This window comes from Microbacterium sp. MEJ108Y, from assembly GCF_000834175.1.
Taxonomy (GTDB): Bacteria; Actinomycetota; Actinomycetes; order Actinomycetales; family Microbacteriaceae; genus Microbacterium; species Microbacterium forte.
In genome coordinates, this window is sequence record NZ_JXQX01000029.1 from 1 (window position 1) to 16757 (window position 16757).

The 16757-nt window shown below is 69.4% G+C and carries 16 protein-coding genes; 7 read left to right on the forward strand and 9 right to left on the reverse strand.

Annotation, left to right across the window (positions count from 1 at the left end; translation table 11 throughout):
- Positions 1-449, reverse strand: a 449-nt coding sequence (locus RU09_RS18960; protein ID WP_442922307.1) for an AI-2E family transporter, incomplete at its 3' end; no start/stop codon positions are given.
- 94 nt (positions 450-543) lie between these two features.
- Here RU09_RS18960 and RU09_RS12930 point away from each other — a divergent pair.
- Together RU09_RS12930 and RU09_RS12935 are read left to right on the forward strand one after the other, a co-directional pair.
- Entirely contained in the window at positions 544-843 is a 300-nt protein-coding gene (locus RU09_RS12930; protein ID WP_042541193.1) for a chorismate mutase, read from the forward strand.
- A 138-nt stretch (positions 844-981) separates the two neighbouring features.
- Positions 982-2148: an ROK family protein gene (locus tag RU09_RS12935; RefSeq protein ID WP_042541194.1), complete on the forward strand. Its 1167-nt coding sequence runs from the start codon at positions 982-984 to the stop codon at positions 2146-2148.
- Between the two features lie 44 nt (positions 2149-2192).
- Here the strand turns inward: RU09_RS12935 and RU09_RS12940 are convergent, their stop codons facing one another.
- From RU09_RS12940 to RU09_RS12955, 4 genes are all read right to left on the reverse strand, one after another.
- The gene (locus RU09_RS12940) at positions 2193-2672 is read right to left on the reverse strand and encodes a hypothetical protein (protein WP_156145930.1); all 480 of its coding nucleotides are present in this window, start codon (positions 2670-2672) and stop codon (positions 2193-2195) included.
- A 228-nt stretch (positions 2673-2900) separates the two neighbouring features.
- Positions 2901-3821, reverse strand: a complete 921-nt coding sequence (locus tag RU09_RS12945; protein ID WP_194285985.1) for a carbohydrate ABC transporter permease — start codon at positions 3819-3821, stop codon at positions 2901-2903.
- A 2-nt stretch (positions 3822-3823) separates the two neighbouring features.
- The gene (locus tag RU09_RS12950) at positions 3824-4798 is read right to left on the reverse strand and encodes a carbohydrate ABC transporter permease (protein ID WP_042541198.1); all 975 of its coding nucleotides are present in this window, start codon (positions 4796-4798) and stop codon (positions 3824-3826) included.
- A 50-nt stretch (positions 4799-4848) separates the two neighbouring features.
- Entirely contained in the window at positions 4849-6093 is a 1245-nt protein-coding gene (locus RU09_RS12955) for an extracellular solute-binding protein (RefSeq protein ID WP_042541200.1), read from the reverse strand.
- Positions 6094-6383: 290 nt separating this feature from the next.
- On the opposite strand from RU09_RS12955, the gene RU09_RS12960 reads away from it, so the two are divergent.
- From RU09_RS12960 to RU09_RS12980, 5 genes are read left to right on the forward strand one after another with little or no spacing between them, the layout of a single operon-like run.
- Positions 6384-7280, forward strand: a complete 897-nt coding sequence (locus RU09_RS12960; RefSeq protein WP_042541202.1) for an SIS domain-containing protein — start codon at positions 6384-6386, stop codon at positions 7278-7280.
- 24 nt (positions 7281-7304) lie between these two features.
- Positions 7305-8297 carry an ROK family protein gene (locus tag RU09_RS12965; RefSeq protein WP_082041128.1) on the forward strand — a complete coding sequence of 331 codons (993 nt, stop codon included), beginning with the start codon at positions 7305-7307 and terminating at the stop codon, positions 8295-8297.
- Positions 8294-9235: a 1-phosphofructokinase family hexose kinase gene (locus tag RU09_RS12970; RefSeq protein WP_042541204.1), complete on the forward strand. Its 942-nt coding sequence runs from the start codon at positions 8294-8296 to the stop codon at positions 9233-9235. Before RU09_RS12965 ends, RU09_RS12970 begins: the two co-directional genes overlap by 4 nt.
- Entirely contained in the window at positions 9232-10119 is an 888-nt protein-coding gene (locus RU09_RS12975) for a class II fructose-bisphosphate aldolase (RefSeq protein ID WP_042541206.1), read from the forward strand. Before RU09_RS12970 ends, RU09_RS12975 begins: the two co-directional genes overlap by 4 nt.
- A 19-nt stretch (positions 10120-10138) precedes the next feature.
- Positions 10139-10915: a DeoR/GlpR family DNA-binding transcription regulator gene (locus RU09_RS12980; protein WP_042541208.1), complete on the forward strand. Its 777-nt coding sequence runs from the start codon at positions 10139-10141 to the stop codon at positions 10913-10915.
- 267 nt (positions 10916-11182) lie between these two features.
- Here RU09_RS12980 and RU09_RS12985 read toward each other — a convergent pair whose 3' ends face one another.
- From RU09_RS12985 to RU09_RS13000, 4 genes are all read right to left on the reverse strand, one after another.
- Positions 11183-13681: a CHAT domain-containing protein gene (locus RU09_RS12985; protein ID WP_082041129.1), complete on the reverse strand. Its 2499-nt coding sequence runs from the start codon at positions 13679-13681 to the stop codon at positions 11183-11185.
- 149 nt (positions 13682-13830) lie between these two features.
- Entirely contained in the window at positions 13831-15405 is a 1575-nt protein-coding gene (locus RU09_RS12990) for a S8 family peptidase (RefSeq protein WP_042541209.1), read from the reverse strand.
- Positions 15406-15591: 186 nt separating this feature from the next.
- The gene (locus tag RU09_RS12995; RefSeq protein ID WP_042541211.1) at positions 15592-16074 is read right to left on the reverse strand and encodes a hypothetical protein; all 483 of its coding nucleotides are present in this window, start codon (positions 16072-16074) and stop codon (positions 15592-15594) included.
- Entirely contained in the window at positions 16071-16697 is a 627-nt protein-coding gene (locus tag RU09_RS13000) for an RNA polymerase sigma factor (protein WP_231567584.1), read from the reverse strand. Before RU09_RS13000 ends, RU09_RS12995 begins: the two co-directional genes overlap by 4 nt.
- Between the last annotated feature and the right edge of the window lie 60 nt (positions 16698-16757).

The following is a 16757-nucleotide window of genomic DNA, read 5'->3' on the forward strand; positions in this document are numbered from 1 at the left end:
ACGACCACCGAGATCGCCCGCGACAGCCCCCGTCGCTCGAGGAACCGCACGGTGGGGTCGAGTCCGAGCGCGGCGAACATGGCGAGTGCGATGTAGATGAGCACGGTCGACAGGTTCGCGACTGCCAGGCCGAGCACGATGGCACCGAGGGCGCCGAGCGTCACCAGGAACCCGAACACGAAGGGGCGGTCGATGCGCGTCCAGAACGACCGGCTCGGCGTCATCGGCTCGACGACCCCGTGACGAGGAGCGGGCGATGTCGTCGGGTCGTGCGGGGCGGTGGCGGCGACGGCGGTGGCCCCTGACGCGGCTGAGCTCGTGGACGCAGAGGCGTCGGCGGATGCGTCGGTCGTCGAGGCCTCGCGCGCGGACGCCCGCGCGGAGTCCGCGGACGGGTCGGATGCGGCAGCGGACCCCTTCGAGGACGGTTCGTGCTCTTCTCGGCTCATGTGCTCACGATAGCGTCCGATCGGTGCCAGACCCGGCAGTATCCGCATGGTCACGAAGGGTCGTCCAGCCCCGTGTTTCCGTAGAGTAGGGGGCATGACCGCCGCCGAAGACCCCCGGGCTGAACTCCTCCGACTGCGCTCGAGCATCGACAACATCGATGCCGCACTCATCTTCATGCTCGCCGAGCGCTTCCGCGCCACGCAGCAGGTCGGGCAGCTCAAAGCCGAGCACGAGATGCCGGCATCGGATCCAGGGCGCGAAGAGCAGCAGGTCGCCCGTCTCAAGGCACTGGCCGAGGACGCGCATCTCGACCCGGAGTTCGCCGAGAAGTGGTTCAACTTCGTGGTGGCCGAAGTCATCCGCCATCACACCGAAGCCGCCGAGGGGCGATGATCCGGCCTTCCGGGCGAGTGACAGTGTGTGCAGCACTCACCCGCCCGGGGACCGAACTAAGTTTATTGAATAAACTATGACTGAGGGTACGCAGAACCACCAGGTCTGTCAACCAATTCCGACAACGGGACCGGCACCATGCTGAACGGCGACGACGCACTGGACACGCAGGCGTCGGTTCGCCGCGCGAATCTGCGTCGTGCGCTGCAGCTCGTGTTCCGCAACCCCGGCTCGGAGACGAGGGCAGGGATCGCCCGCGCCACCGGACTCACCGCCGCAACCGCCTCGTCTCTGGTGGCGGAGCTCATCGATCTGCAGCTGATCGTCGACGGCGAGCAGGCCGCCAGCACGGGCGGCAAGCGTGCGACGACCCTGAGCATCGCAGCCGAGCATCACGTCATCCTCGTTCTGGTGATCAGGCCGACCGATGCGCGCATCGCGCTGGTCGCGCTCGACGGCACCGAGGTCGAGACGCGCAGAGTCGCGTTCTCCGAAGAGTCGCGTGATCGGATGCTGGACGACGCCGTATCCGACGTCGCGGCCGAGTACTCCGGTCGGCTGCTCGTGGCGGGAGTGCAGCTGCCTGGCACGACCGACGGACGGCGCGTGTTCGAGAGCGTGCAGCTGGGATGGACGGATGTGCCGCTCGCCGAGCGCTTCGAAGCAGTGCTCGGGATTCCCGTGCTGCTCGTCAACGACGTGGATGCCGAGGCGATCGCCGAAGCCGCCAGGGAGGACGAGTCGTCGGGGTATCGACTGTTCATCCACATCGGCACCGGTATCGGTGCGGCGGTGACTCTCGACGGAGAGCTCGCTCCCGGTCCTCGCGACCGTGCGGGCGAGATCGGGCACGTCCAGGTGGAGTTCGGCGAAGAGGCGCGGACGTGCCGATGCGGACGGCAGGGGTGCCTGGAGTCGGCATCGTCGATGACGGCGATGCTCGGTGATGACTTCAATGACGCCATGGACGACGAGGCCATCGCGGCGCTCGCCGCGGCCGCCGGCGACGAGCGCCTGGCTGAAGGAGCACGGGCGCTCGCCCGCACCATCAAGCTCATCGCCGCGGTGCTCGATGCGGCCGAGGTCGTGATCGGCGGGCCCGCGCGAGCGTTGGGCGACCGGTTCCTGCCACTCGTGCAGGCGGAAGTCGACTACACGGCGACCGGCACCACGAACGTGCCGGTGCGATACGCCGACTCGGACGCGTCGATCTCGACGGGTGTCGCACAGGTGGCACTCTCGAGCGCTTTGGGCGTGCGCTGGAGTCCGGCGCAGCTGCGCGCAGCATCCGCTGTTCGCGACTGAACCTCAGCGCTCTCTCCTGCGGCCGCTGCGGACGCGATGCCCGCTCAGCGCGGCGAAGCGATCCCGACCAGTGCGGCCACCAGCCCGGCCATCACCAGGATCGCGATCGCGAGGTAGTGGACGATCTTGCCGACGACGAGCATCGGGAGGTCCGGTCCGTCGTACGACGCCGGGTTGAAGAGCGAGCCGCGCGCGCGGAAGCTCCAGCGCATGCCGAACCCGATGCGCCGCAGCGCGTGCGATGGCGCGGCGAAGCTCTGTCCGCGCTGCTCGCGAGGCGCCTTCCACGCTGCCTGCGCCGCGTACCAGGCGATCACGAAGAAGGGCATCGCGAGGGACACCGCCCAGGCGATGAGGGCGACGCCGATCAGGGTGCCCATCCCGGGGTCGAGCGATCGGATGAAGAACAGCCCGAGCGCTGCGAGTCCGACCGCTGCCGGAACGAGCACCACGCCCCACCCCCACCCCGGGTGCGCGTCGCCTGACGGTCGTCGATCAACTCGTCCAGCATCCTGCCATGTCATGTTGCCCCCCTGCGTCACCACACTAGACGGCGCTCCTCCGCTCCGAGCACCTGACGAGCGGACCAGCGCCCCCGCCGTTCACAATTCAGCATGAACGGTGTCGATACGCCGGTTTGCGACCGAGGTCGCGCGGATCCATCGATCTCATGCTGAATTGTGAACGCGGGCTGGTACACCCAGCCCGCGTGCCGAGATCTCGTCTGGCGTCCGGGTGATCGCGGGCTGGTTCTACTTGACGCTGCCGGCGGTGAGGCCGCCGACGAGGCGCTTCTCGATGAGCATGAACAGGATGACGACCGGCAGGATCGCGACGATCGAGACGCCGAACACGTACTGCCAGCTGGTCTCGTACTGACCGACGAACTTGGTGAGCGCGACGGACAGCGGCTGATTCTTGTCGGTAGAGAGGATCACGAGCGATGCCGCGAACTCGTTCCAGCAGGCGACGAACGTGAAGACGATCGCGGTCACGATTCCGGGCCAGACCAGCGGCAGGTTGATCTTGAACAGCACGGTGAAGCGTCCGGCGCCGTCGATCTGAGCGGCCTCGTCGATCTCCTTCGGGATGCCGGCGAAGAACGAGTGCATGATCCACACCGCGAACGACAGGTTGAACGCGGCGTTGATGAAGATCATCGCGGCCCACGTGTCGCCGAGTCCGAGCACCGTGAACTGGCGGAAGAGGCCGGAGGTGAGCACGGCCGGCTGCAGCATCTGCGTCACGATCACCAGGAACAGGAAGACCATGCGCCCGGGGAACTTGAACCGTGCCGTGTAGTACGCGGCCGGCAGCGACACCAGCAGCACCAGCAGCGTCGCGAAGACGGCGATGATGATCGTCGAGATCAGGTTGTAGGGGAGCGGCGTCTCGGGGGTCGACCACATCGAGATGTAGTTCTCCCAGTGCCACTCGATCGGCAGGTACGTCGGATCGACCGAGCGGATCTGCGACTTCGTCTTGACCGAGCCGAAGAACATGATCAGGTACGGCAGCACGAAGATCGCGAGCACCAGGATGCCGGCGGCCATGCGCAGGATGACGCGAGGCAGCGTGACCTGGTCTTCGGTGTACCGGCGCTTGCGCCCGGGGATGCGGGGTGCGGCGTCGTCGCCTGCGGTCGTGACGAGGGCGGTCTCGGTCAGAGTCATGATCAGACCTCCTTCATGGGCTTGACGGCCTTGACGTAGATCGCGACGATCACGATCACGATGAGGAAGGCGACGACCGACAGCGCGCTGGCGACGTCGACCTTCTTCTGCAGCTCGATGTACTTGAAGATCATCGTCATGATCGTGTCTGCCCCGTAGCCCGGGATCGACCCGGTCATCACCTTGAGGATCGGCAGCGAGTTGAACACGTTGATGATGTTGATGAGGATCGCGACCGCGAGGGCGCTGCGCAGCTGCGGGACGACGACCGTCCAGTAGGTGCGCGTGGGACCGGCGCCGTCCATCTTCGCGGCCTCGAGGGTGTCGGCCGGAACCGTCTGGAGTCCTGCGAGGATCGTGTAGGTCGTGAACGGCAGGGACACGAAGATCGCGATCACGATCGACCACGCGAACGCGGTGGCCGGGTTCTTGGTCCAGCCGTAGCCGACCGCGTCGTCAGACAGCCCGATGTCGTAGAGGAACTTGTTGAAGACCCCGAAGTACGGCTCGAGGCTGTAGTAGAACACCATCGTCGTCATCACGACGGATGCCGCCCACGGCACGATGACGGCCATGCGCACGATCTGCCGACCGGGGAAGGCCTTGTTGAGGATCTGGGCGAGTCCGAGCGAGATCATCACCGTGAAGGTCACGACCGCCACGACCCAGATGATGGTGCGGAAGATGATCGGCCAGAACTCCGCGAACGTGAACACCGTCACGAAGTTGTCGAAGCCGACCGAGCCCTTGTCGAGGCCCGACAGCGAGATGTCACGGGTGGAGTTGAAGAACATCACCCCGGCGGGGAACAGCACCACGCCGAAGATGAGCAGCAGGGCCGGGGCGATCCACGGCAGCGCCTGGACCAGGTCCTTGCCGCCCGGCCGGCCGCGGGTCGCGCCCGTGCGGCGTCCCGGGGTGCGGGGGCGGCCGGTGGCCGCCCCCGCGAGGTTCGAGGATTCTTTCGTCTGGCTCATGGGAATTCCCGAACCTCTCCGTCGCTTGATGTGGGCAGGGTCAGCGGGACTCAGCCCGCGTCGACCTGCGCCTGGATTTCGGCCAGGACGTCCTGGGCCGGCTTCGACTGCAGCTGGCCGAACAGCGCCTTGAAGGCTCCGTCGGTCGCCGACCACTTCGGGTTCGTCGACGGGTAGAACTGCGCGTCGGGCAGCACGTCGAGGAAGGGCTTGAGCGCCTCCTCGCCGGCGAGCTGCTCGGCACCCGACTTGGTGACGGGCAGGAAGCCCTCGGCCTGAACCCACGGCACGTACACGTCGGCCGAGTAGTAGTAGTCGAAGAAGGCGGTGATCGCCTCCTGCTTGTCGCCGTCGTTCTGGAACGCCATCAGCTGGTCCATGACGCCGAGCGTGAACGGAGAGCCGTCTTCGGTCGGGATCGGGACGATCGAGTAGTCGAGCTCGGGGTTGCCCTCTTCGATCTGGCCGACTGTCGGCGGCAGGCCGACTTGCATGCCGATCTTGCCCTGGATGAAGATGTCCATCAGGGGCGAGCGCTGGGTCGAACCGGGGTCTGCCTGAGTGGCGCCCGCGTCGATCATCTTCTTGATCTGCTCGGCACCTGCGAGGTTCTCGGGGGTGTCGATCGTGATCTCAGAGGCATCGCCGAACGATCCGCCGCCGCCCCACAGCCACACGGCCGCTTCGGCCTGAGCCTCTTCGGAGCCGAGCGGCATGCCGTAACCGGCTACGCCGCCGCCGAGTGCCGACACCTTGGTCGCGGCATCGAGCAGCTCGTCCCAGGTGGTCGGAGCCTCGACGCCCGCCTGCTCGAGCAGCGCGTTGTTGACGAACAGGGCGCGGGCCGATGCGATCAGCGGCAGGGCGTAGGCGGTGCCGTCGACCTCGGCGTTCGCGAGGAACGCGTCCTGGAAGTCGGAGTAGGTCTCCTCCGAGACCACGTCCTCGACCGGGTAGAGCAGCTCGTCGCCGACGAATCCGGCGAAGGGTCCGCCGTTGTAGATGTCGGGCGCCTCGCCGGCCTGGATCTTGGTGGAGACGACCTTCTCGAGGTTGTCCCACGACTGCACCTCGAGGTCGACCTTGATGTCGGGGTTCTCCTTCTCGAACCCGTCGATCACGTCTTCCCACAGACCCTTGGTGGCGTCGGAGTAGCTGGGCACCAGAAGGTTGAGCGTCGTCTCGCCCTCGGCGTCTCCGCCGCCTCCTGTCGAGCCGCCGAACCCGCACGAAGCGAGCGTGAGCGTGGCGGTCGCCGCCAGGGCGACGGCACCGAATCGCAGTGACTTCTTCATGTGTATTGCATTCCTCACTGTGTAGGTGGTGCACAGTCGCAAGCACAACTCACGCGACGGTGCGTGTGATCGCCTTCGCCGGTGGCTGGGCGATCGGTTCAAGCCGGGTCGGCTCGAGGAACCCTCCGTGGACCGGATCTGCGGAGGGGCGGTGGAACTTGTTCGATTATTTGTCAGGAGAATAAACAAATCAAGAGGAACCTTGCAGGATTTCCTCGTGTCGAAATACTATGATCGAATCAGCACTTAAACGATCACAAACTTGCAACATCTGGTCCGGAGGGCCCGACATGACCGAACTTCTGCCCGGCGCACACATGCGCGAAGAACTGAACTCGCAGCCCGAGACGTGGGCCCGCGCGGTCGAACTCCGCGACATGCAGGCGCTGCTGCCGGCATCCGGAGCCCGCATCGCGGTCGTCGGCTGCGGAACGTCGTGGTTCATGGCGCAGTCCTATGCGTTCCTGCGCGAGACCGCAGGGCAGGGCGAGACCGACGCGTTCGCGGCCTCCGAGTCGTTCGTCGACCGCGGCTACGATGCCGTCGTCGCACTGACGCGCTCGGGCACGACGACCGAGGTGCTCGAACTGGTCGAGCGCATCAAGGGCCGAGTGCCCACGATCGGCGTGATCGGCGACGAGACCTCGCCGCTCGTCTCGCTGGTGGACGAAGCGGTGCTGCTGCCGTTCGCCGACGAGAAGTCGGTCGTGCAGACGCGCTTCGCGACCACCGCTCTGGCGCTGTTCCGCGCCTCGCTCGGTGAAGACCTCACGGGTGCGATCGACGATGCCGCCGCCGTGCTCGCGGCAGAGGACGACGACGAGCTGCGCGATGCCGAGCAGTACTCGTTCCTCGGCCGCGGGTGGACCGTCGGTCTCGCACACGAGGCCGCTCTGAAGATGCGCGAGTCGTCGCAGTCGTGGACCGAATCCTACCCGTCGATGGAGTACCGCCACGGTCCGATCGCGATCGCCGCACCCGGCCGCGTGACCTGGCAGTTCGGCGAGGCGCCCGAGGGTCTGGCCGCGCAGGTCGAGGCCACGGGGGCGCGTTTCGTGCAGCATCCGATCGACCCGCTCGCCGACCTCGTGCGCCTGCACCGCGTCGCCCTCGACCGCGCTGTCGCCAAGGGTCTCGACCCCGATCAGCCTCGCAACCTCACGCGATCCGTCATCCTGGATGCATGACCCGATCCACCCGCGGAGAGTTCGATGACCAGCCCTGAGGATGCCGCGAGCATCGCCGACGTCGTGAGCGACGCGTCCGGCGAGAAGCTCGCCGCCGCGCGTCCCCTGGGCAGCGGCGCTCCGGTGCTGGCCTTCGACGTGGGCGGCACCGACATCAAATCGGCGCTGTTCGACGCAGACGGCACGGCGCTCGGCCTTCGTCGCACGCCGACCCCTGTGGCCGACGGCGACCGCACCGAGGTGCTGATCGAGCGACTCGGGGTGCTCGCCGCCGAGCTGCGGGCAGACCACCCTGACGTCGTTCCGCAGGCCGCAGGGCTCGTGGTGCCGGGGATCGTCGACGCGGAGGCCGGGCTCGGCGTCTTCGCGAGCAACCTCGGCTGGCACGATTCTCCGCTGCGCGATCTCGCCTCGGCGAAGCTCGGCCTGCCCGTCGCCTTCGATCACGACGTGCGGGCGGCGAGCTGGGCCGAGCATCGTCTCGGTGGAGCGCGCGCGTACTCGAACTCGGTGGTGCTCGTGATCGGCACCGGCATCGCGGGTGCACTGCTCGTGGGCGGAGAGCCCTACACCGCGGGCGGCTATGCGGGTGAGATCGGCCACTCGCCGATCGCCGATGGACCGGTGTGCGCGTGCGGTGCGAGGGGCTGCCTCGAGGCGGTCGCGTCGGCAGGTGCCATCGCTCGTCGCTACCGCGATGCGACCGGCATCAACCCCGGTGGCGCGAAGGACGTGATCGCCCGTGCCGCGGCCGGCGACCGCGTCGCATCCGAGATCTGGAACTCGGCGCTCGACGCCCTCACCCTGTCGCTCGCCCAGCTCACCGCCGTCGTCGCCCCCGAGGCCATCGTGATCGGCGGCGGACTCTCGCGCGCCGGTGGGGCGCTCTTCGACGAGCTGCGTGCCCGGCTCGCCGAACGCCTGAGCTTCCATCGACTTCCCGAGCTCGTACCGGCCGAGCTGTCGGGCAACGCCGGCATCCTGGGCGCGGCGCTGCGCGCGAGGGAGCTCGAATGATCCTCACCGTCACTCCGAACCCGGCCCTCGACCTCACCTGGCACGTCGACCGACTGACCCTCGGCGAGACGCACAGAGCCGATGCCGGCGCCGTGCGCGCCGGCGGCAAGGGCCTCAACGTCGCCAGGGTCGCGCACGCGCAGGGCGCCTCGGTGCTCGCGGTGTCGACGGCCGGAGGTCGCAGCGGCGTCGAGCTCGCCGCCGAGCTCGGAGCGAGTGGGGTGCGCCACCGGCTCGTGCCTGTGGTGGGACCGACTCGGCAGAGCATCGCCCTGGTCGACGAGGCGCTCGGAGACACGACGATCGTCAACGAACGGGGCGTGAACCCGTCCGATCCCGAGTGGGCGACGCTGCTCGGCGAGGTCGTCGACGCCCTCCCCGGCGCACAGGTGCTGGTCATCTCGGGCAGCCTTCCGCCCGGGGCACCTGAGACGCTGCTTCCGCTGCTCATCGGCACGGCGCGAGACGCCGGTGTGCCGGTGATCGTCGACACCTCGGGGCCGGCTCTCCTGCACGCGGCGGATGCCGGAGCATCCGTCCTCAAGCCCAATGCCGCCGAGCTCATCGAGGCGACCGGCATCACCGACCCGGTCGAGGGCGCACGCTCGCTGATCGAGCGGGGCGTCGACCTCGTGCTGCTGTCGCTCGGTGCCGACGGAATGCTCGCGGTCACGGCATCCGAGGTGCTGCACGCTCGTCTCGACGCTCCGCTCGCGGGCAACCCCACCGGCGCCGGTGATGCCGGAGTGGCCGCGTGCGCGGTGCTCTATGCCGACGGCATCCGTGATCCGGAGACGATCCTGCGTCGCGCGACCGCCTGGTCGGCTGCCGCCGTGCTCATGCCGCTCGCCGGCGAGATCTCCGACGACTGGCCGGCGCTCGAGCAGCGCCTGGTCGTCGCCCCCTATGACCCCACCGTTCGAGAGGACCCTCTGTGACCCTGGTCTCCGCCCGCGAACTGGTGACGGATGCCGCGGCACGCGGCACCGGCATCGGCGCGTTCAACGTGATCCACCTCGAGACGGCCGAGGGACTCGTGCGCGCCTCCGAGGCAGCGCGCCTGCCCGTGATCCTGCAGATCTCGCAGAACTGCGCCGACTATCACGGCGGTCTCGAGCCGATCGCGCTGGCGACTCTCGCGGTGGCGAGACGCGCGCAGACGCCGGTCGCGGTGCACCTCGATCACGCCGAGCGCCCCGAGCTCGTCGATGAGGCGATCGCCCTCGGATTCGGCTCGGTCATGTTCGACGGCGGAGCACTGCCCTACGACGACAACGTGGCCATCACCGCGGCCGTCGCCGAGCGGGCGCATGCGGCAGGCGTCTACATCGAGGGCGAGCTGGGCGAGGTCGGCGGCAAGGACGGAGCCCACGCCCCCGGTGTGCGCACCGATCCCGATGAGGCCCGCGCATTCGTGGCGGCGACCGGCGTCGACGCGCTCGCCGTGGCGGTCGGTTCGTCGCATGCGATGACCGATCGCACGGCATCCCTCGACCTCGAGCTGATCGGACGACTGCGCGAGGCGCTCGAGCGCAGCGGTCGTGACGAGCAGGCCGTGCCGCTCGTGCTGCACGGGTCGTCGGGCGTCGCGGATGCAGTGATCGCCGACGCCGTGCGCGCGGGCATGACCAAGATCAACGTCTCGACGCATCTGAACGGCTTCTTCACCCGGGCGATCCGCTCGACGCTCGACGCCGATGAGAAGCTCGTCGACTCGCGCAAGTACCTCTCGCCGGCGCGCGAGGCGCTCGCAGACGAAGCCGCGCGGATGCTGCGGCTGTTCGCGCTCGAGTCCGCCGGAGTTGCGGGGCGACCAGCGTGAACACGGGCAGGATGGTGACATGAAGCGCGCCGCCCGCCTGAATGCGATCCTCGACCTGCTGGCCGAGGACGGCGAGGTGAACGTCGACGAGCTCGTCGAGCGCTTCGGCGCCTCGGCCGCCACCACCCGTCGCGATCTCGACTCGCTCGCCGAGCAGCGTCTGCTCACCCGCACGCACGGCGGGGCTGTCGCGCACTCGGTCGCCTACGAGCTGCCGATCCGCTACAAGAGCCACCAGCGCGCGCACGAGAAGGAGAGCATCGCCCTGGCGGCCGCCGCGCTCGTCGCACCGGGCATGGTCGTCGGCCTGTCGGGCGGAACCACGACCACGGCCATCGCCGCAGCGCTCGCCGCTCGCGACGATCTCGCGGCAGGGCCGGGCATCACGGTCGTCACCAACGCCGTGAACATCGCCGCCCAGCTCGCGACCCGGCCCGACATCAAGGTCGTCGTCACCGGCGGGGTGATCCATTCGCGCAGCTATGAGCTGGTGGGCCCGTTCGTCGAGCAGCTGCTGAGGGGGGTGCGGCTCGACATCGCCTTCATCGGAGTCAACGGCATGGATGCCACGGCCGGAGCCACCACGCAGGACGAGCGCGAAGCCGCGGTGAACCGCATGATGGCCGAGCGAGCCCGCCGCGCTGTGGTCGTCACCGACAGCAGCAAGATCGGCACGGTGGCGTTCGCGGCCGTCGGCGGCTCGGAGCTGTTCCCCGTTCTCCTGACCGACGACGGGGCGGATGCCGCGGCGCTCGCCGCGTTCCGCGACGCGGGCTACGAGGTCCTGACGGCCTGACCTGCCGACTGCCCGCGACCTTCGCACGCGGACACGAGTCTGACAAGCCGAGAACCGTGCAGACTCCTGGTGGGGGTGCCGCGACCCCTCTCGCGGCACCCCCGGAGTAGATGGTGACCTGTCGTTCCCTCACACTCCCCAGTGCACGAGGGTTTCCCCAGTTCGACTGCGCCTCCCTCGCGCTTCGTTTCCGAAGCCCTTCGCCGGCACCTTCTGGAGATAAGGAGCGGGCCACCGATGTTCTGATACATCGAGTGGAGAAAAGATTCAGAGACCGCTTCCGTGGCACTGGAACGGTGCACGGAGTCCGGTGGATTCGGCTGCGGCCGCCAGCGCGACGGCCGGGGGCGCACCGGCCGCCAACTCGACGTGCACGGCGCCGAGCAGCTCGCAGGCGATGTCGTCTGCCACCACCACCGGTGCGGCGATGACGCAGCCGGTGCCGGCGTGCAGCCAGACCCTCGTCATGCCCAATGCCTCCTCGCCCCAGCGCACCGACGAGCGGCCCAGCTCGCAGGCCGAGAGCACCACGGTGGCCGGCGCCCGCGAGATCAGGTCGACGTCGTAGCCGAACAGTGTGCCGTCGTGGAGCTCGAACCCCGAGAACAGCGGGTTGTCGACCGCGTGACGACCGTGGGCGGCGATGTGCAGCACGTCGACCTGCTCGGCGAGCTCGGTGACGGCCGACACCCGCGCGCGCTCACCGGTCAGCATCCGCGCGTCGCGCCACGCTCCGGCGGCGCGGCGCACCTCCTCTTCGGCGCGCGCGACCCGAGGGCCGGTCGCGAACCCCGCCGTCTGGGCCGGTGTGGAGGGCCCGTCCGCGCGTCGAGGCGCCATCTGCGAGGCGTCGGCGAGGCCAGATGTCGACGTGGAATCGGGACGTCGAGGCGACCCACCGAGCCAGCGCGACACCGAGGTCGCGATCGTGAACGGCGTTCCGCGCATGCCGGGGAGCATCGCCCAGGGGATGCCGCCGAGGATGCCGGGAACCGTCAGCGTGAGACGGGCGGCCCCTCCCGCGGCCGCGCGGGCGGGCGCGAGGAGGGCCTCGTCGAGTCGGCGCAGCCTCTCGTCGAGAGATCGCTGAACGACCGGCGCCATCGGCCCGCCATGGGTGAGCGCTGCGACGTCGAGGTCGGCGCGGAGACCGTCGAGCGCAGCCTCGATGCGCGGCAGCGACAGCTCGACGATCGACGACGCGGATGCCGTCACCACGACGCAGAGCAGTTCGTCACGCGAGAAGACGTACGCGAGGATCGCCGTGTCATCGTCGAGCCGGGCCCTGGTCTCGCGCAGCCCGAGGCGTTCGTGGCTTCCGCCGACTCCGGTCGACGACCACTGCCGGTCGCGAACCCGATCCCGCAGCTCGCGCACCCGGGCATCGGTCGTCCAGTCCGACCCCGCGAGGTCGGCGCGCAGCATGCGCAGTTCGGCCAGGTCGGCCGACAGCTCCTCGTCGTGCGGTGGGCGAACGGGAGCGACCTGCTGGCTCAGATGCCTGGCGCGCTCGGACCACTCGAACAGCACCTCGGGGTCGCGTGATCGTGCGGCAGCGGCGAGTCCGGTGAACATCAGCTCGGTGCCGTGCATCGCGACGGACGCCTGCAGGTCGAGCGCGCCGAACGACTGCTGCCACGCGGTGAGCAGATCGAGGCCGGCGGCGGCGGCACGGCGGGCATCGGCATCCTTGCCTGCAGACGCCGCGCGCACCGCACGGACCTCGTGCTCGCGCAGGCGCAGGGGAGTCGGGGCATCGCGGGTGAGCCGTGGCAGTCGCCCTCCGTCAGCGAGGCGTGCCGTGAGAGACAGGGCAGTGGCCTCGGTGCGGAATCCTCCGCGGGCGAGCGCCGCGGCGGTGCGTGCGAAGTCCTCGCCATTCGGCGTGGCCTTCGGGTGGGCGAGCAGTCGGGCTTCCAGTCGCACCGCCTCGGCACGCGCTGCCCAGCTCTCGCTTCCCAGCGCGGCGAAGCGGCGGGATGCGGTCGCGGCGGCACGCTCGGCAGAGGCGGCGTCGTGCCGCAGCAGCGACCGGGCGAGGTGGAACTCTGCCTCGCCGCGGGCCTGTCGCATCCGCTGTGCTCCGAACCGCACCGCGACCGTGCCGAGCAGTTCCTCGGCCTCTGTGGTGAGACCGGCGTCGCGCAGCACCTCGGCGCGGTCGAGGTCGCTGATCGCTGCGGCGAGGTCGCTCGTGGCGGCGAGGATCGGCCGCGATCGGGTCATCAGCCCGAGCGCTGTGACGAGGTCGCCTCCGAGCAGCGCGGCGTAGCCGAGGTTGTGGCGGGCTTCGGCGAGCGGTGCGTCTGCCCCGTGGGCCTCATAGGCGGCGATGGCTCGCTGCAGGTCGGCCGAGCAGTCGTCGAGTCGGTGCCGCTGCATGCTGACGATCGACCGGCTCATCAGGCAGTTCGCGCTCTCGATCGAGCCCTCGTCGAGGCCGTCGATCGCCTTCGTGAGAAAGAGGTCGGCCTCATCGAGGCGTCCGCCGTGCATGAGCAGGGTGCCCAACTGCCCGTTCGCGAGGGCGACAGTCTCTTCGCTCAGCCCCGGTCGAGACAGCGCTGCGCGCGACAGGCGCTCGGCCTCCGCCGGCTGCCCCGTCTGAGCGAGGACGTAGGCCATGGTCCCGTCGATGCGCGCGCGCAGATCGGCGTCGTCGGTGCGCGCGGACGCGGTCGTCAGCGCACGCCGCGCCTGCGCGAACCGTCGGGAGTTGGCTGCGTCGACGCCGCGCTGATGCAGCTCGGTAGCAGACAGTGGCACTTCACCAGAATGGCGGTATGTCGCGTCTCAGGGAAGGCTTGCGGCCGCATCCGGCTTTCTGAGTCCGGATGGCTGGTCGATGCACGGATGGCCGCCGAACCGGCCCTGTGCGGGCAGCCATCCGGGGGATCCTCAGCCGAACGGCCCGGCTACCCGCCCGTCACCGGCGACGGCAGCGTCTTCAGCACCGCGGCTACGGCCTTGGCCGCGGCATCTGCAGTGACGCCCTGCGCGGGCACCGAACCCAGCTGAGCGGCGATGCGCCCTGCGACGTACGGCGCCGCGAACGACGTGCCGCTCCAGATCGAGAAGCCCCCGCGGTAGTCGTCGGGGTCGATCGTCTCTCGGCGCAGGCCGTCGACATCTGCCCTGGTGGTCGCCTGCTCGCCACCGACGAAGGCGGGTGACGTGCTGACCACGGCGGCCCCGGGCGCGTACACCTGCACCCACGGGCCGACGTTCGAGAACAGCGCGACCGACCTGCCCGACGGGTTGAGGGCTCCGACCGACACGTGCGGGGCGTCCTTGTCGCGAGGGATGCCGTTGTCGGCTCCGGGCCACGGCCAGAGGGATGCCGGGAACGACGGCCGGTCGATGGCGTCGTTGCCCGCCGAGCAGACCACCACGCACCCGAGCTCCCGCGCCTTCGTCAACAGGGCGTGCAGCGTCCTGCTGAAGAGGCCATCCGTCGGCGTCTCGTGGTAGTACCCGAGGGACAGGTTGAGGACGTCGATCGGATGCCCCGTCGAGGGGTCCTCGCGGTGTCGCCGCAGCAGTTCGACGACCTGGGCGACCGTGGTCAGGAAGGTGCTCTCGTCGATCACGCCGAGCGCGCCGGCCATGCGGATCGAGAGGATGTCGGCATCCGGTGCCGTCTGGCGGATGATTCCCGCGATGAACGTGCCGTGCCCGGCGACCGCGTCGATCTCGCCGTCGAGCTGCCCGTAGAGGTCGGGATAGCGCTCGGGGTCGGCGTCGTCGGTGAGGCCGATCGGCACGCCGTCGATCTCGATGTGCCGGGTGACGATGTCGTCCGGCAGCCAGTCGTGCACTCCGCATCCGGTGTCGAGCACCGCCACCACGGGGCGGCGGCCGCGCTTCGGAGTGGCGGTGCGTCGCGGTGCCGGCCCGAGCCAGGTCACCGGTTGGCGCGCGCCGCGCCCCGGCTCGAGGTAGTCGTCGCTGCCGCCGGCGCCTCCGCCCGCGCCGCGCACCGGGTTGGTGCGGCTGAACGGGTTGGTGCGGCTGAAGGGATTCGTGCGGCTGAACGGATTGAGGCCGACAGGGTCGATCGACAGCACGTGCTCGAGGCTGGTCCTCGGCATCGGCGTGCCGGAGCTGCGGCGTGCGCGCTGCAGGACGCGCCAGGCGTCGGGCGGCACCGGAGACTCGCCGCGGGTCGGCTCATCGGGGGTGGTGAGGCGGGCGCGGACGAAGCCGGGCACCCCGGGAACCAGCGGACCGGCGGCGCGGACAGCATCCGGCGATTCGATCTCGAGGTTCCAGCCGAACGACCCGGCCGCTTCGCGCAGCTCGTGGATCTCCTGGTCGTATTCCTCCTGGCCGTTCTCCTGATCCTGCGTGATCAGCAGACGCTCCTGCAGGTAGGCCGTGGGAAACGCCCTGACGCCGTCGACGGGCTCGACCGACGGATCGAGTGCCGTGCCGCGTCTGATCGATCCCTCAGCTCTGTCCTGCCAGCTCCACCCCTTGGGCTGCTCCATCGTCGGTCCTCTCCTCGCGGGCGGACCCGCGTCCTGTGCGGGCGGACCCGCGTCCTGTGCGGGATCACCCGCAATGTGTGCGGGATGCCCCGCGTCCCGTGAGGAGGATCCTGCGAGGTGCGGGAGTCGCCCAGCGGTGGTCTGCGCGGGTCACCCCGCATCGTGCGCGGGTCGCCCCGCGGTGGATCACAACTCGAACTGCGGGGTCGACACGATTCGTTCCTGATCGCCGACCGTGGTGCTGAGACGCACGAGAGTCAGTCCGTCCGGGACGTCGTCGAACACGAAGCGACCTGTGTCGTTGGCCGTCGTCGTGCGGATGCGCTCGCCCTGCGCGAGTTCGATCCCACCTGATGTCGAGTCGACCCAGCCGTCGACGCGGTGTGCGCCGGTCGCGGTGCGGGTGACGTGGAGCAGGATGCTGGTGGTGCCGTCGCTGAACTGCAGGGTCAAAGCGTCGGCGTCGCCGCGCACGGCACCGAGCGGTTCGTCGACGAGGGTGAGCAGCGCGTACTCCTCCGACAGGCCCTCGGCCGCGACGGCCGCGATCATGCGATCGATCAGGGCGGCGGGCATCGGGTCGACGTCGCGCCAGAGTGAACGCAGCTGCGCGAACAGCTCGGCATCTTCGTGGTTGTCGCCGCCGTTGGCGCCATCGTTCTCGCTCATGGGCCGCCCTCCGTTCGTGGTGTCGGTGCGTCGAGCAGGTCGCGCAGCTTCGCGAGGCAACGCTGGCGGGTGGGGCCGATGCTGCCGACCGGCATCGCGAGGTCGGCGGCGAGGCGGGCGTAGTCGGGTCGGTCCTCGAAGGCGATCACCCTCAGCAGGCGCTGGCACCGGTCGGCGAGGCGATGCACCGCAGCCCACAGCCGGCGATTCTCCTCTCCGACGGTGGCGTGATGCTCGGCCGACTGCTGCTCAGGAAGCAGCGCGTCGAGAGCATCCGACTCCGTGGTGTCGACCCTGTTGTGCGCTTTGCCGGCCCGCCAGGCCTCGCGGCGTGCGGTGGTGGTGAGCCAGGCTGAGACCGCCTTCGGATCGGTGATGGCGCGGTGCCCCCGAACCAGTTGCAGCCACGTCGTCTGGATGACGTCTTCGGCGAGGGTGCGCTCGAGTCCGTAGGCCCGCACGACATGCCAGAGCACAGGAGTCATCAGCCGCACGAGGTCGTCCATCGCGCGGCTGTCGCCGTCTCGCCAAGCGTCGAAGAACTCGGCGGCTCGCCTCCAGCGAGCCGCACCGTCGTCCGGTGCAGGATCGAGGCCGGCGCCGTCGGGTGCCCCGTCGATCATGAGTCCCATTGTGATCACACCAGTCAGGAGCACGGCAAGAGCCTGCTGATACATGGACTC